This window comes from Streptomyces sp. NPDC059649 (assembly GCF_042734445.1).
Classification (GTDB): domain Bacteria; phylum Actinomycetota; class Actinomycetes; order Streptomycetales; family Streptomycetaceae; genus Streptomyces.
In genome coordinates this window covers 1-15,039 of sequence record NZ_JBHWDV010000019.1, presented here as the reverse complement: position 1 = coordinate 15,039, position 15,039 = coordinate 1, and the positions used below count along the sequence as shown (strand labels likewise).

The window sequence follows — 15,039 nt, the reverse complement described above, 5'->3', positions numbered from 1 at the left end:
GGCATCATGTGGAGGAGGCGCTGTGAGCAGCGACCCGTGGGGCCGCGTCGATGAGACGGGGACCGTGTACGTGCGTACCGCCGACGGTGAGCAGGTCGTCGGATCGTGGCAGGCGGGCAGCCCCGAGGAGGCCCTTGCCTACTTCGAGCGCAAGTATGACGGCCTGGTCGTCGAGATCGACCTCCTCGAACGCCGGGTCCGGACCACCGACCTGTCGGCCAAGGACGCGATGACCGCGATCGACCATCTGCGCCAGCAGGTCGACGAGCACCACGCGGTGGGCGATCTGGACGCGCTCAGGAAGCGGCTGGACAAGCTGGTGGAGGTCGTCGAGTCCCGCCGCGAGGAGCGCAAGGCGCAGAAGGCGCGGCAGAGCGACGAGGCCCGGCAGGCCAAGGAGAAGCTGGTCGTCGAGGCCGAGGAGCTGGCGGCCAGTGAGCAGTGGCGGGCGGCCGGCGAGCGGCTGCGGGCGCTGGTCGACATCTGGAAGGGCCTGCCGCGGCTGGACCGCAAGGCGGACGACGAGCTGTGGCACCGCTTCTCGCACGCCCGCTCCGCGTTCTCCAAGCGGCGCAAGGCGCACTTCGCGTCGCTGGACGCGCAGCGCGAGGAGTCCCGCAAGGCCAAGGAGAAGCTGGTCGCCGAGGCCGAGTCGCTGTCGAACTCGACGGACTGGGGGGCGACGGCCGCCCGTTACCGCGAGCTGATGCAGGAGTGGAAGGCCGCCGGCCGGGCCCAGCGCGAGCACGAGGACGACCTGTGGAACCGCTTCCGCGGCGCCCAGGACGTCTTCTTCCAGGCCCGCGGTGAGGTCTTCGCGGAGCGGGACGCCGAACAGCGGGAGAACCTGACCCGCAAGGAGGAGCTGGCCGTCGAGGCCGAGAAGCTGCTCCCGGTCTCGGACCTGAAGGCCGCGCGGGCCGCGTTCCGGTCGATCAACGAGCGGTGGGAGGCCATCGGCCACGTCCCGCGGGACGCCCGCCCCAAGATCGAGGGCCGGATGCACGCCGTCGAGCGCGCCATCCAGGAGGCCGAGGAGGCCGAGTGGCGGCGGACGAACCCTGAGGCGCGGGCCCGCGCCGCGGGGCTGACCGGCCAGCTCCAGGACGCCGTCGACAAGCTGCAGAAGCAGATCGACGCGGCCCGGGCGGCCGGCAACGACGCCAAGGCCGACAAGCTCGGCCGCGAGCTGGAGGGCCGCAAGGCGCTGCTGGACCAGGCGCTCAAGGGCCTGGAGGAGTTCGGCGGCTGAGCGAGTCCCGCGCACGAGGAGGGCCCGGTACCTGGGTACCGGGGCCCTCCTCGTGTCCGTGGCGTTACGGCCTGCGTGCCGACGTCACGCGGTAGACGTCGTACACGCCCTCCACTCCCCGTACGGCCTTCAGGACGTGGCCGAGGTGCTTGGGGTCGCCCATCTCGAAGGTGAAGCGGGAGGTGGCGACGCGGTCGCGGGAGGTCTGGACGGCCGCCGAGAGGATGTTGACGTGCTGGTCGGAGAGGACCCGGGTGACGTCCGACAGGAGCCGGGAGCGGTCCAGCGCCTCGACCTGGATGGCGACCAGGAAGACCGAGGACTGGGTGGGCGCCCACTCGACGTCCAGGATCCGTTCCGGCTGCCGGGACAGCGAGTCGACGTTGAGGCAGTCGGCACGGTGCACCGAGACGCCGCTGCCGCGGGTGACGAAGCCGATGATGGGGTCACCCGGCACCGGTGTGCAGCAGCGGGCCAGCTTGACCCACACGTCGTCGACACCCTTGACGACCACGCCCGGGTCCGCGCTGGAGCGGCGCTTGGAGCGCGGCCGGATCGGGGTGGACTCCGCGATGTCCTCGGTGGCCTCGTCCTGCCCGCCGAGCGCCTGCACCAGCTTCTGGACGACGCCCTGCGCGGCGACGTGGCCCTCGCCGATCGCCGCGTAGAGCGAGGAGATGTCCGGGTAGCGCATCTCGTGCGCGAGCGTCACCAGGGAGTCGCCGGTCAGGATCCGCTGGATGGGCAGGTTCTGCTTGCGCATCGCGCGCGCGATGGCGTCCTTGCCCTGCTCGATGGCCTCGTCGCGGCGCTCCTTGGAGAACCAGCCGCGGATCTTGTTGCGGGCGCGCGGGGACTTGACGAAGCCGAGCCAGTCGCGGGACGGGCCGGCGCCGGGTGCCTTGGAGGTGAAGACCTCCACCAGATCGCCGTTGTCCAGGGTCGATTCGAGCGGGACCAGCCGGCCGTTGACCCGGGCGCCTATCGTGCGGTGGCCGACCTCGGTGTGCACCGCGTACGCGAAGTCGACGGGCGTGGCACCGGCCGGCAGCGCTATCACGTCGCCCTTGGGGGTGAAGACGAAGACCTCGTTGCGGGACAGGTCGAAGCGCAGCGACTCCAGGAACTCGCCGGGGTCCTCGGTCTCCTTCTGCCAGTCGAGCAACTGCCGCAGCCAGGCCATGTCGTTGACCGTTTCCTGGCCCTTGCCGGCGTTCTTCGGCACGTCCGTGCGGACCTTGGACGCGCCGGCCACCGCCTCCTGCTTGTACTTCCAGTGGGCGGCGATGCCGTACTCGGCGCGGCGGTGCATGTCGAACGTGCGGATCTGCAGCTCGACGGGCTTGCCGCTGGGACCGATCACGGTCGTGTGCAGCGACTGGTACATGTTGAACTTCGGCATCGCGATGTAGTCCTTGAACCGGCCGGGGACCGGGTTCCACCGCGCGTGGATGGTGCCGAGGGCGGCGTAGCAGTCGCGGACCGTGTCGACGAGGACGCGGATGCCCACCAGGTCGTAGATCTCGGCGAAGTCGCGGCCGCGCACGATCATCTTCTGGTAGACGCTGTAGTAGTGCTTGGGGCGGCCGGTGACGGTGGCCTTGATGCGGGCGGCGCGCAGATCGGCCTGGACCTCGTCGGTCACTATCGCCAGGTACTCGTCCCGCTTGGGCGCCCGCTCGGCGACCAGCCGCACGATCTCGTCGTACATCTTGGGGTAGAGGATCGCGAAGGCGAGGTCCTCCAGCTCCCACTTGATGGTGTTCATGCCCAGGCGGTGGGCGAGCGGGGCGTAGATCTCCAGCGTCTCGCGGGCCTTCTTCTCCTGCTTCTCCCGCTTGAGGTAGCGCATGGTGCGCATGTTGTGCAGCCGGTCGGCGAGCTTGATGACCAGGACGCGCGGGTCCTTGGCCATGGCGACGACCATCTTGCGCACCGTCTCGGCCTGGGCGGCCTCGCCGAACTTGACCCGGTCGAGCTTGGTGACGCCGTCGACCAGCAGCGCGACCTGGTCGCCGAAGTCGCCCCGCAGCTGCTCCAGGCCGTACTCGGTGTCCTCGACGGTGTCGTGCAGCAGACCGGCCATCAGCGTCGCCGGGTCCATGCCGAGCTCGGCGAGGATCGTGGTGACCGCGAGCGGGTGGGTGATGTACGGGTCGCCGCTCTTGCGCTTCTGGCCGCGGTGCCAGCGCTCGGCGACCTGATAGGCCCGCTCGATCTGGCGCAGCGTCGCGGTCTCGATCTTGGGGTCGTTGCCGCGGACGGCCCGCAGCAGCGGTTCGAGCACCGGGTTGTACGGGCTGGAGCGCTGCACGCCGAGGCGGGCCAGGCGGGCCCGTACGCGGTTCGGGGAGCCGGAGCGGCCGGCCGGGGCGCCCGGCAGCGGCTTGGCGGCGGCGGGCTGGTCGCCCTTGGCCGGGGGCTTGGGGGCGCGGGTCGGTGCGGCCGCGGGGCGGGGCGAGGCGGCGGCGGGCCCCGGCTTGGGCGCGGGGCGGGGCCGGTCGGCGGGGGCCGCCGAGTCGGACCGGCCGGTGCCCTCGGGTGTCGCGCCGTGCCGCTCGGGCCGGGGCGCGTCCGGGGAAGCCCCGGTCGCGGGCTTCGGCTCGTCCGGGCGCGCGGCATGGGATCCCGCCGGACGCAGTCCGGGGGAGAGCGGCTGGGCCTCGTCTGGCAAGTGCACTCCTCAAGCGGTTTCCGGACCCCATGCCCTCGAACAGGCCGGGGTGCCATGGTATCGAGCCCTGGGCCGCAACCGCCGCGCGGTCATGGGTACGTACATGACACAGCAGCAGGGGCACCCGGATTGTTCCGGATGCCCCTGCTTGTCCAGCACGTGCCGTGGCCTGGTCAGACCGTGATCAGCGCCTCCAGCGGAGCGCCCTTCAGGCCCGGCTCCAGGCGCTGCCGCCCGGCGAGAAAACCGAGTTCCATCAGCACCGCGACGCCCGCGACCTCGGCGCCGGCCCGGCGGATCAACTGCAGCGAGGCGTCGGCGGTACCGCCGGTGGCCAGTACGTCGTCGATCACCAGCACCCGCTCCCCCGGGGCCAGCGCATCGGCGTGCATCTCGATCTCTGCCGTGCCGTACTCCAGCTCGTAGGCCTGCCCCAGCGTCGCGCCGGGCAGCTTGCCGGCCTTGCGTACGGGTACGAAGCCGAGGCCGGCCCGGACCGCGACGGGGGCGGCGAGTATGAACCCGCGCGCCTCCAGGCCCACGACCTTGTCGGCGCCGTGCCGCACGCACAGCCCGGCGAGGGCGTCGGTGAGCGCACCGAAGGCCGCCGGATCGGCCAGCAGCGGGGTGATGTCCTTGAACATCACGCCCGGCTTGGGATGGTCCGGCACGTCCGCGATCTTGCTGAGCAGCAGCTCCCGCAGGGCTGCGGGGGCGGCGCTCATCGGCGCTTGCCCGACGGGCGGCCGCGTCCGCGGTTGCGGGCAGCGGGCTGGTGGCGGGGGCCGACGACCGCGGGGCCGTCCTCACCCTCCGCCGCGTCCTCGGACCCGGGCTGGGCGTCCTCCTGGCTCGCGGCCTTGGCGGCGGCCGCGGCGCGCTTGGCCTTGACCCGCTTGGCCAGCGCCTTCATCTCCGGCTGCCGGTTCTTGAGGTCGGTGACCAGCGGGGTCGCGATGAAGATCGAGGAGTACGCACCGGCGGCGAGACCGACGAACAGGGCCAGCGAGATGTCGTTGAGCATGCCCGCGCCCAGCAGACCGCCGCCGACGAACAGCAGACCGGCGACCGGGAGCAGCGCCACGACGGTGGTGTTGATGGACCGCACCAGCGTGCCGTTGATCGAGCGGTTGGCGATCTCGCTGTAGGTGAAGCGGGTCTGCTTGGTGATGTCCTTGGAGGCTTCCTTGAGGCTGTCGAAGACGACGACCGTGTCGTACAGCGAGTAACCGAGGATCGTCAGCAGACCGATGACCGTGCCCGGGGTGACCTCGAAGCCGACCAGGGCGTAGACGCCGACCGTGATCGTGAGGTCGTGGACCAGCGCGATCAGGGCGGCCAGCGCCATCCGCCACTCGAAGGCGATGGCCAGGTAGAGCACCACCAGGATCATGAAGATGCCCAGGCCCAACCAGGCCTTGTTGGCGATCTCCTCACCCCAACTCGGGCCCACCAGCTGGGTGTTGACGTCCTTGACCGGGACCTTCAGCTCCTTGGCGAGCTGCTCCTGGACCGGCACCGCCTGCTTGGTGTCCAGACCGCCGATCTGGATCCGCAGCGCACCGTCGCCGAGCTTCTGCACCACGGCCTGGTGGCCGCCGGACGCGGACTCGGCCTGGGCCTGCGCCTCCGCGGTCGACACCGAGGTCGCCGGGGTCGAGAAGACCGCGCCGCCGGAGAACTCGATGCCCATGTTCAGACCGCGCACCGCCAGGCCGACGATGGCCGTGATGGTGATGAGGATCGAGATGCCGTACCAGATCTTCCGCTTGCCGATGAAGTCGTAACCGACCTCACCGCGGTAGAGCCGGGCGCCGATGCTTCCGAGCTTGGACATCTCACGCCTCCTTCGTCTGGGTGGGGGCGGTGCGACGACGGCGCAGCGGCGGCTTGGCGCCCAGGCGCTTGGGGTCGAGGCCGGACCAGGAGTGCCCGTCGGCGAAGAACTTCCGGCGGGCCAGCAGCGTCATCAGCGGCTTGGTGAACAGGAAGACCACGACGACGTCGAGCAGGGTGGTCAGGCCGAGCGTGAACGCGAAGCCCTGGACCTTGCCGACGGTGACCGCGAACAGCACCGCGGCGGCCAGGAACGACACGAAGTCGGAGACCAGGATCGTGCGGCGGGCCCGCGGCCAGCCGCGCTCGACGGCCGGACGCAGGGTGCGGCCCTCGCGGATCTCGTCCCGGATGCGTTCGAAGTAGACGATGAACGAGTCGGCGGTGATACCGATGGCGACGATGGCGCCGCAGACCGCCGGGAGGTTCAGCGCGAACTGGATGGCCGGCCCGAGCAGCGTCATGATCGCGTACGTCAGGATCGCCGAGACGCAGAGGCTCGCCAGCGCGACCAGCGCCAGGCCCCGGTAGTAGGCGACGAGGTAGATGACGACCAGCCCGAGACCGATCGCGCCGGCGATCAGACCGGCGTGCAGCTGCTCACCGCCGAGCGCCGCGGTGACCGTGGTCTCGTCGACGATCTTGAAGGAGAGCGGGAGGGCACCGTAGGACAGCATGTTGCCCAGGTCCTGCGCGGACTGCTGGGTGAAGCCGCCGGAGATGGTGGCGTTGCCGCCGTTGAGGCGCTCGCTGACCCGCGGGTCGGAGACCACCGCGCCGTCCAGGACGATCGCGAACTGGTTCTGCGGCGGCGCCTTGGTGGCGAGCTTGCCGGTGATGTCCGCGAACTTCTTGCCGCCGTCGGAGGTGAAGTCCATCTGGACGATCCAGCCCTGGCCCTGCTGGCTGTCGAAGACGGCCTTGGCGCCCTTGACGTCCGTGCCCTCGACGGCCACCGGGCCGAGCACGTACTTCTGCGTGCCCTCGGTGTTGCAGGCCACGACCGGGTCGGAGGGCTTGGCCGCGGCGGCGTGCTCACCGGCGGCGGCGCGGCCCTGCTTGGTCGTGCAGTCCAGCGCGTTCAGCTGCTTCTGGAGGGCCGGCGGGATCTGGTCGCCACCGGGAGCCGGCGGCGCCGGAGGCGTGGAGGGCTTCGCCGGGCCCGAGGGGGTGGGCTTGGCGGACGGCGCCTTCTTCAGGGAGTCCGTGACGGCGCGGCCCTGGGTCGTGGGCTTCGCCTGCGGGGTCGGCGAGGAGGAGGCGTGCTGCTGGGTGCCGCCGGCCTGCTGGCCGCCCTTGCCCTTGGCGTTCTTGCCGCTCTGCGAGGGGCTGGGCTTGGGCTCGGGGGTCTTCGCGCCCACGGTGGTGGTGAGCACCGGCCGGAAGCCGAGCTGAGCGGTGGTGCCGACCTGCTGGCGGGCCTGCTTCGCGTTCGTCCCCCGGGGGATGTTCACGATGATGTGGTTGGTGCCCTGCGTCTGGACCTCGGTCTCGGACACACCCAGACCGTTGACCCGCCGGTCCATGATCCCGGCGGCGGTCTTCATGTTGGTCTCGTTGATCGCGTTGGGCTTGCCCGGCATGTTCTCGGCCTGGAGCGTGAAGCTGGTGCCGCCGGCCAGGTCGATGCCCAGCCGGGGCGTCAGCGTGCCGGAGTAGAACATGCCTCCGATCAGCCCCGCCATCGCGATCAGGACCAGGATCAGGGTGCGGCCCGGATGCCCCTGGCCCGCGGGCGCCCTGCGGCCCTTTTTCGGTGCTGCCACCTTCTCGATTCTCCCTGTCCAACCCCTCGGCCTGGGGTATCGGCCGAGCGGCCACGAAGTGATGTGGGGACCTGCCCCCCGCCGGAGCCTAGACCGTCCCGGAACCGCGGTGCACGCCTCGACGCGTGCTCCGCGGTTCCGTGGAAGGGACTACTTCGCGTCGTCGCCGCCGGTCTTCTTGTCCTCCTTGGCGGCGTCCGCGTCGGTCTTGGCGCCGTCCCCGGCGTCCTCGGTTTCCTTGCCGGCCCCGGCCTCCTCGGCCGCGGGCTGCTCGGCGACGGGCTCGGCGTCGGCCGACGTCGCGGCCTTGCCCAGGTCGATCTTGTCGGCCCTGTCACCCGTTTCGGTGGCTTCACCGGCGGCGTCGCCGGTCAGCGACGAGGCGTCGTCCGGGACGACGGTCTCCTCGGCGTGGATCGGGTCGGCACCGTCCAGGATGCGGTTGTACTCCTCGTCCGCGAGCACTGCACCGATGGCGTTCTTGGCGTAGATGGCGTGCACGCCGGGGGCGACCTCCAGGAGGACGGTGTCCTCGTGGACCTCCTTGACGGTGGCGTACATGCCGCCGATCGTGCGCACGCCGGCGCCCGGCTGCATCTGATTGCGCATCTGCGCGGCCGCCTGCTGCTTCTTCTTGGCGGACCGCGTCATCAGGATCATGGCCCCGATGAGGACGATGAAGGGGAGGAGAGAGACGATATTGGGCACGGGACGAAGATCCTTCGCACGACCGCGGCTCCGCGGTCTCATATACGGGGGTGGGTATGCCGGCCCCTACGGACGGCATCGGCGGAGTCTAAGCGAGTCCCCACCAGTGGAACAACGCCCAGCATTGCACCGCAGTTCCTGCCCGGGCGAGTCTCCGCGCCGTCACGCCCCGAACAGGCCCTGCTGTCCGTTTCCACCCGCTTGGTGCTGCGGCGGAACCATGCCCAGATGCCCCCAGGCCGCCGGGGTGGCGATTCGTCCGCGCGGGGTCCGGGCGAGCAGGCCCTCCCGTACGAGGAACGGCTCGGCGACCTCCTCGACGGTCTCGCGCTCCTCCCCCACCGCCACCGCCAGGGTCGACAGGCCCACCGGGCCGCCGCCGAACAGCTTGAGCAGGGCGGTGAGCACCGCGCGGTCGAGGCGGTCCAGTCCGCGCGCGTCGACCTCGTACACCCCCAGGGCCTGCGAGGCGATCTCGCGGGTGATCACGCCGTCGGCCTTGACCTGGGCGTAGTCGCGGACCCGGCGCAGCAGGCGGTTGGCGATCCGGGGCGTGCCGCGGGACCGGCCGGCGATCTCGGCGGCGCCGTCCGCCTCTATGACGACGTCCAGCAGGCCGGCCGAGCGGTGGATGACCCGCTGGAGCTCCTCGGGGGCGTAGAACTCCATGTGGGCGGTGAAACCGAAGCGGTCGCGCAGCGGCGGCGGCAGCAGACCGGCCCGGGTCGTGGCCCCGACCAGCGTGAACGGCGGGAGGTCGAGCGGAATGGCGGTGGCGCCCGGCCCCTTGCCGACGATCACGTCGACGCGGAAGTCCTCCATCGCCATGTAGAGCATCTCCTCGGCGGGCCGGGACATCCGGTGGATCTCGTCGAGGAAGAGCACCTCGCCCTCCTGCAGGGAGGAGAGGATCGCGGCGAGGTCGCCGGCGTGCTGGATGGCGGGGCCGGAGGTGATCCGGATCGGGGCGCCCATCTCGGCGGCGATGATCATCGAGAGGGTCGTCTTGCCGAGGCCGGGCGCGCCGGAGAGCAGGACGTGGTCGGCGGTGGCGCCGCGGGCGCGGGCGGCGCGCAGGACCAGGTCGAGCTGTTCGCGCACCCGCTCCTGGCCGACGAATTCCTCCAGGTCCTTGGGCCGCAGCGCGGCCTCGACGGCGGTGTCCTCGCCGTCCGCGTCGGCGCCGACCAGCCGGTCGGGGCCGGCCGGGGCGGCGTCGTCGGTGGACGGTGCGGTGTCGTCCCAGTTCACTGCGGAATGCCTCGCGGGGTCGGGGCGGCCGGGCCGCCGGTCGGGTCGTACGGTCGCGGGCCCGGGCGGCCGTCACGGCGCGCGGCGGGGCCCGCGGCGGCGGTCATCGGGCGCGGTTGAGGGTCTGCAGGGCGGCCTTGAGCAGCTGCGGCACCTGGGGGGCGCCGCCCTCGGCGACGGCGGCCTCGGCCTGCGGGGCGACCGCGGCGACCGCCTCGTCCGCCTCCCGGGTCGCGTAACCGAGGCCGATCAGGGCGGCCTGGAGCTGGTCGCGCCAGCCGGCCGGGCCCGCGGCGGCCACCACCGGACGACGGCTGCCCACCGGCTCGCCGAGCCGGTCCTTGAGCTCCAGCAGCAGCTTCTGCGCGCCCTTCTTGCCGATGCCGGGCACGGCGGTGAGGGCCTTCTCGTCCCCCGTGGCGACCGCCAGCCGCAGCGCGTCCGGGGAATGCACCGCGAGCATGGCCTGGGCCAGCCGGGGGCCGACGCCGCTGGCGGTCTGCAGCAGCTCGAAGGTCTGCCGCTCGTCGTCGTCGGCGAAGCCGTAGAGGGTGAGCGAGTCCTCGCGGACGACGAGGGAGGTGGCGAGTCTGGCCGGCTCGCCGACGCGCAGGCCGGAGAGGGTGTTCGGCGTGCACTGGACGGCCATGCCGATCCCGCCGACCTCGACGACGGCGGCATCGGGGGCCAGGGCCGCGACCGGGCCGGAGACAAAGGCGATCATCGGGTGCCCTTCGGCGTACGTACGGGAGCGGGGGTGCGGCGGGCGGCGGCCTGGGCCTCCTGGAGGCGGTTGACCGCAGGGGCGCGCCATATGTGGCAGATGGCGAGGGCGAGGGCATCCGCGGCGTCGGCCGGTTTGGGCGGGGCGGAGAGCCGCAGCAGCCGGGTCACCATCGCACCCACCTGGGCCTTGTCGGCCCGTCCTGAGCCGGTGACGGCGGCCTTGACCTCGCTGGGGGTGTGCAGCGCGACCGGCAGTCCGCGGCGGGCGGCGCAGAGCATGGCGACCGCGCTGGCCTGGGCGGTGCCCATGACCGTACGGACGTTGTGCTGGCTGAACACCCGCTCCACGGCGACGTATTCGGGGCGGTGGCGGTCCAGCCACTCCTCCAGGCCGCGTTCGATGAGGACGAGGCGGTGCGCGACGTCCGCGTCGGCCGGCGTACGGACGACACCGACCCCGGCCATCGTCAACGGCCGGCCGGCCACGCCTTCCACCACGCCGACCCCGCACCGGGTCAGCCCCGGGTCCACACCCAGCACCTTCACGACACCCTCCCCTCCTCACGTGCGACACCACGCGTACCGCGCGGCCAGCCGCCCCGGCAGCCCGACGACTTACGACCCACCGGCTTACCGGCTTACCGACTCACCGGCTTACCCACCTGTCGACCTGGCGGCCTGGCAGCCGGGTGACCCGGCAATCTGGCGACCTGGCGACCCGACAGCCTGGCCACCTCGCCACCTGACGGACCGTTTCGTCCCGCGTCTCCCCCATGGGGGGCGCGGAGATCCCCTGCTCAGCACAGTATCGGGTGGCACTGACAACGCCACGCACCGACGTTCCCCGCACCGACGGCGCCACCGGCCGACGATGCCGCCGGCCGACCACGCAACGGCCCGACGCCCCGACCGCCCGACGACGCGCGGACCGACCACACGAAGGCCGAGCACACGCGACCGACGACGCGAGAGCCGACAGCATCACGGCCCACAACGCGACGGGCCGACGGGGGTTGTTCCCCGTCGGCCCGTCGATGCGCGGCTGTGGTGTCCGTGCGAGGTCCGGCCTGGGTCCGTTCAGGCGTCGACCTTGGCCATGACGTCGTCCGAGACGTCGAAGTTGGCGAAGACGTTCTGCACGTCGTCGCTGTCCTCCAGCGCGTCGATCAGCTTGAAGATCTTGCGCGCGCCCTCTTCCTCCAGCTCGACCTGCATGGTCGGGACGAAGTTGGCGTCCGCCGAGTCGTAGTCGATCCCGGCTTCCTGGAGGGCGGTGCGGACCGCGACCAGGTCGGTGGCCTCGCTGAGCACCTCGAAGGACTCACCGAGGTCGTTGACCTCCTCGGCACCCGCGTCGAGCACCGCGCCCAGCACGTCGTCCTCGGACAGCTCGCCCTTGGGGACGATCACCACGCCCTTGCGGTTGAAGAGGTACGAGACGGAGCCCGGGTCGGCCATCGAACCGCCGTTGCGGGTCATGGCGACGCGGACGTCCGAGGCGGCGCGGTTGCGGTTGTCGGTGAGGCACTCGATGAGCACCGCGACACCGTTGGGGCCGTAACCCTCGTACATGATCGTCTCGTAGTCGGCGCCGCCGGCCTCAAGTCCCGCACCGCGCTTGACCGCGGAGTCGATGTTCTTGTTCGGCACCGAGCTCTTCTTGGCCTTCTGGATGGCGTCGAAGAGCGTCGGGTTGCCGTCCGGGTCGGCGCCGCCGGTACGGGCCGCGACCTCGATGTTCTTGATCAGCTTCGCGAAGAGCTTGCCGCGCTTGGCATCGATCACGGCCTTCTTGTGCTTGGTCGTAGCCCATTTAGAGTGGCCGGACATCCGCCTGTCTCCTTCGCGTAACCCATTACTGAAACGAACGCCGTCGATCCTACCGGGGTCGCGTCACACGGTGTTACTCACCTGATCGACGCAGTCTCACCCGATCGCGGTCCGCACCATGTCCACGAACAGGGCGTGGACCCGGTGGTCGCCGGTGAGTTCCGGGTGGAAGGACGTGGCAAGGACGTTACCCTGCCGCACGGCCACGGTGTGCCCGTCGTACGTGGCCAGGACCTCGACGTCCCCGCCGACCGACTCGACCCACGGCGCCCGGATGAAGACGCCCTCGACGGGCCCTCCGGGGATGCCGGTCACGTCGATGGCCGCCTCGAACGACTCGTTCTGCCGCCCGAACGCGTTACGACGCACGATCATGTCGATGCCGCCGAGCGTCTCCTGGTCCTCGCGGGCGTCCAGCAGCTTGTCCGCGACCATGATCATGCCGGCGCAGGTGCCGTAGACCGGCTTGCCCGCGCGGACGAACGCCCGCAGCGGCTCCAGCATGCCGAAGACGACCGCCAGCTTGGACATCGTGGTGGACTCGCCGCCCGGGATGACCAGGCCGTCGACCTCGTCCAGTTCCTCGGGACGGCGTACCGGCCGGGCCAGGGCGTCCGCCTCGGCGAGCGCGGTGAGGTGCTCGCGGACGTCGCCCTGGAGGGCCAGCACACCGATGGTGGGGGTGCTCATCTGGGTTCTTACGTCCTTACCAGCCGCGGTTGGCGTAGCGCTCGGCCTCGGGGAGGGTGTCGCAGTTGATGCCGACCATGGCCTCGCCCAGGTTGCGGGAGACGTCCGCGATGACCTTCGGGTCGTCGTAGAAGGTGGTGGCCTTCACGATCGCGGCGGCGCGCTTGGCGGGGTCGCCGGACTTGAAGATTCCGGAGCCGACGAAGACGCCCTCGGCGCCGAGCTGGCGCATCAGCGCGGCGTCGGCGGGGGTGGCGACACCACCGGCGGAGAACAGCACGACCGGCAGCTTGCCGAGCTCGGCGACCTCCTTGACCAGCTCGAACGGGGCGCGCAGCTCCTTGGCGGCGGCGTACAGCTCGTTGTTGTCACAGCCGCGCAGCTTGGCGATCTCGCCCTTGATCTGGCGCAGGTGACGGACCGCCTCGACGACGTTGCCGGTGCCGGCCTCGCCCTTGGAGCGGATCATGGCGGCACCCTCGGCGATCCGGCGCAGGGCCTCGCCCAGGTTGGTGGCACCGCACACGAAGGGGGTGGTGAAGGCCCACTTGTCGGAGTGGTTGACCTCGTCGGCCGGGGTGAGGACCTCGGACTCGTCGATGTAGTCGACGCCGAGCGACTGCAGGACCTGGGCCTCGACGAAGTGGCCGATGCGGGACTTGGCCATGACCGGGATCGAGACGGCGTTGATGATGCCGTCGATCATGTCGGGGTCGGACATACGGGCCACGCCGCCGTCCTTGCGGATGTCGGCGGGGACCCGCTCCAGGGCCATGACGGCGACGGCGCCGGCGTCCTCGGCGATCTTGGCCTCTTCCGGCGTGACGACGTCCATGATCACGCCGCCCTTGAGCTGCTCGGCCATTCCGCGCTTGACGCGCGCGGTTCCGGTCTCGGGGGTCTGGGACGTGGTGGGCGTGCTGGACACGGTGGGACCTCACTCAGTGCGGGTGGTTATGCGTGCGGACCACACAACCGTTTGTGAGCGGCGGAAGAAAAGGGCCAATTCAAGGCCGGTGGCTCGTTGGGGCCCCGCGCCTCCGGGGCCCGGTATCTGTTCCAGCGGGCGGCACCCGGTCCGCTGCTGCGCGCCTACGGGCCCCTGATGCGGCCCGCCGGTGCGCGGCTACCGGCCCCTGCTGCCCTGCTCAGTTGCCCGACGAGCGGTCGTCCAGGACGGCCGGCGGCTCGTCGTCCATCTCGAAGGCCAGCGGGAACGGGGCGTGACCGGCGAGCCGGAAGTATCGCACCACCCGGTGGCGGCGGACCGCGCGGGCGGCCCGTACGGCGTCGTTGTGGAAGCGCCGCGCCATCGGGACGCGGCGGACCGCGGCGGTGAGCTCGGTGACCGTCTGCTCGCCGCCGGGCGCCTGCCGTACGGCCTCCAGCTGCGCCTCCTCGGCGAAGATGGCCCGCAGCGCCTGGCTGAGCTCGCTCTCGGCGACCTCACGGTGGTCCTCCTCGGCCTGCCGGGCCTCATGGGCGGCCTGGTACAGGACGATCGAGGCGGCCGGGTCGAGGACGCCCGACGTGCCGACCTCCTGCGCGACGGAGGCCCGCCGGAGAAGCTGGGCATCGAGCGCCGCGCGGGCGGCGTCGATGCGCGCGTGCAGGCGGTCGAGGCGGCCGGCCGTCCAGCTGAGGTAGATGCCGATGAGGATGATCGCGGCGGCGATCCAGATGAACGTGCTCACGGGGTGGCACGTTATACCTCGCCGCCCACGTACCTGGCTGTCCCGCCGTTCCGCTGCGCTTTGCGGGGCCCCGCACGTACCCGTCTGTTCCGCCGCGGGGCTTGCTCGCCGTTGCCGCTTTGCGGCGCCCCTGCACGCACCTGGCTGTCCCGCCGCGGGGCGCCTGCGCTTTGCGGCGCCGCGTACGTACCCGTCTGTTCCGCCGTGCTGGTTGCTCGCCGTTGCGCCTGGCGGCGGGCGTTTGTTTGTCGGGTGCGGTGACAGCCCTACAGACTTCGTCCTCCGGTCTGTCCCCTCCCGGGGTGGGTGGTGAGGGGCCGGTGGGGGCGAGCGTTGTCTGTTGAGTACCGCGTGTCGTTGGGGAGCGGGAATACCCGTACCCGTCCGCGGAGTTGGGGCCCCGCAGGGGGCGCTTTCAACCCTTACGGGGTCCGTTCGACCTTCCCCTAGGGTCCCAGTAGACCCCCACGCCCACCCACCATCTTCCCTCCCCCCAACGGGAGGGGACGGGCCGGAGGGGCCTTGTTCGTGGACGTAAAGCGAAGCAGTCCACGAACAAGGCCCCCGAGGAGCGTCACCGCACCCCACACCCGCCGGCCCACCCCAGTCGCA

General features: G+C 71.4%; 13 protein-coding genes. 1 reads left to right on the top strand and 12 read right to left on the bottom strand.

Features of this window, described 5'->3' with window-relative positions:
* Window positions 1–22: 22 nt before the first annotated feature.
* A complete protein-coding gene (locus ACFV1J_RS20630) occupies window positions 23–1,252 on the top strand; it encodes a DUF349 domain-containing protein (RefSeq protein WP_385860141.1) in 1,230 nt (409 codons plus the stop codon).
* Window positions 1,253–1,316: 64 nt separating this feature from the next.
* On the opposite strand, the gene ACFV1J_RS20625 is transcribed toward ACFV1J_RS20630, so the two are convergent.
* The 12 genes from ACFV1J_RS20625 to ACFV1J_RS20570 all read right to left on the bottom strand — a co-directional run bounded on the left by ACFV1J_RS20625 (window position 1,317) and on the right by ACFV1J_RS20570 (window position 14,427).
* On the bottom strand, window positions 1,317–3,926 hold the full coding sequence (locus tag ACFV1J_RS20625; protein WP_385860139.1) for a RelA/SpoT family protein: 2,610 nt from the start codon (window positions 3,924–3,926) through the stop codon (window positions 1,317–1,319).
* Between the two features lie 173 nt (window positions 3,927–4,099).
* Window positions 4,100–4,651: an adenine phosphoribosyltransferase gene (locus ACFV1J_RS20620; protein WP_385860137.1), complete on the bottom strand. Its 552-nt coding sequence runs from the start codon at window positions 4,649–4,651 to the stop codon at window positions 4,100–4,102.
* Complete coding sequence (secF, locus tag ACFV1J_RS20615) at window positions 4,648–5,763, bottom strand: protein translocase subunit SecF (protein ID WP_385860135.1); 1,116 nt, start codon at window positions 5,761–5,763, stop codon at window positions 4,648–4,650. Before secF ends, ACFV1J_RS20620 begins: the two co-directional genes overlap by 4 nt.
* Before the next feature lies 1 nt (window position 5,764).
* On the bottom strand, window positions 5,765–7,528 hold the full coding sequence (gene secD / locus ACFV1J_RS20610) for a protein translocase subunit SecD (protein WP_385860133.1): 1,764 nt from the start codon (window positions 7,526–7,528) through the stop codon (window positions 5,765–5,767).
* Between the two features lie 150 nt (window positions 7,529–7,678).
* Window positions 7,679–8,278 (bottom strand): preprotein translocase subunit YajC, encoded by a 600-nt coding sequence (gene yajC / locus ACFV1J_RS20605; RefSeq protein WP_385860131.1) that lies wholly within the window; start codon window positions 8,276–8,278, stop codon window positions 7,679–7,681.
* A gap of 120 nt (window positions 8,279–8,398) precedes the next feature.
* Window positions 8,399–9,487: a Holliday junction branch migration DNA helicase RuvB gene (gene ruvB / locus ACFV1J_RS20600; protein ID WP_385860129.1), complete on the bottom strand. Its 1,089-nt coding sequence runs from the start codon at window positions 9,485–9,487 to the stop codon at window positions 8,399–8,401.
* Between the two features lie 103 nt (window positions 9,488–9,590).
* Window positions 9,591–10,211, bottom strand: coding sequence for a Holliday junction branch migration protein RuvA (gene ruvA / locus ACFV1J_RS20595; RefSeq protein ID WP_385860127.1), 621 nt, complete (start codon window positions 10,209–10,211; stop codon window positions 9,591–9,593).
* Window positions 10,208–10,759 (bottom strand): crossover junction endodeoxyribonuclease RuvC, encoded by a 552-nt coding sequence (ruvC, locus tag ACFV1J_RS20590; protein ID WP_385860125.1) that lies wholly within the window; start codon window positions 10,757–10,759, stop codon window positions 10,208–10,210. The genes ruvA and ruvC overlap by 4 nt, the downstream gene beginning before the upstream one ends.
* 531 nt (window positions 10,760–11,290) lie before the next feature.
* Window positions 11,291–12,043: a YebC/PmpR family DNA-binding transcriptional regulator gene (locus tag ACFV1J_RS20585; protein ID WP_033267821.1), complete on the bottom strand. Its 753-nt coding sequence runs from the start codon at window positions 12,041–12,043 to the stop codon at window positions 11,291–11,293.
* A gap of 96 nt (window positions 12,044–12,139) precedes the next feature.
* A complete protein-coding gene (gene pdxT / locus ACFV1J_RS20580; protein WP_385860123.1) occupies window positions 12,140–12,733 on the bottom strand; it encodes a pyridoxal 5'-phosphate synthase glutaminase subunit PdxT in 594 nt (197 codons plus the stop codon).
* Window positions 12,734–12,749: 16 nt separating this feature from the next.
* Complete coding sequence (pdxS, locus tag ACFV1J_RS20575; protein WP_360954873.1) at window positions 12,750–13,661, bottom strand: pyridoxal 5'-phosphate synthase lyase subunit PdxS; 912 nt, start codon at window positions 13,659–13,661, stop codon at window positions 12,750–12,752.
* Between the two features lie 220 nt (window positions 13,662–13,881).
* Entirely contained in the window at window positions 13,882–14,427 is a 546-nt protein-coding gene (locus ACFV1J_RS20570; RefSeq protein WP_385860121.1) for a hypothetical protein, read from the bottom strand.
* Between the last annotated feature and the right edge of the window lie 612 nt (window positions 14,428–15,039).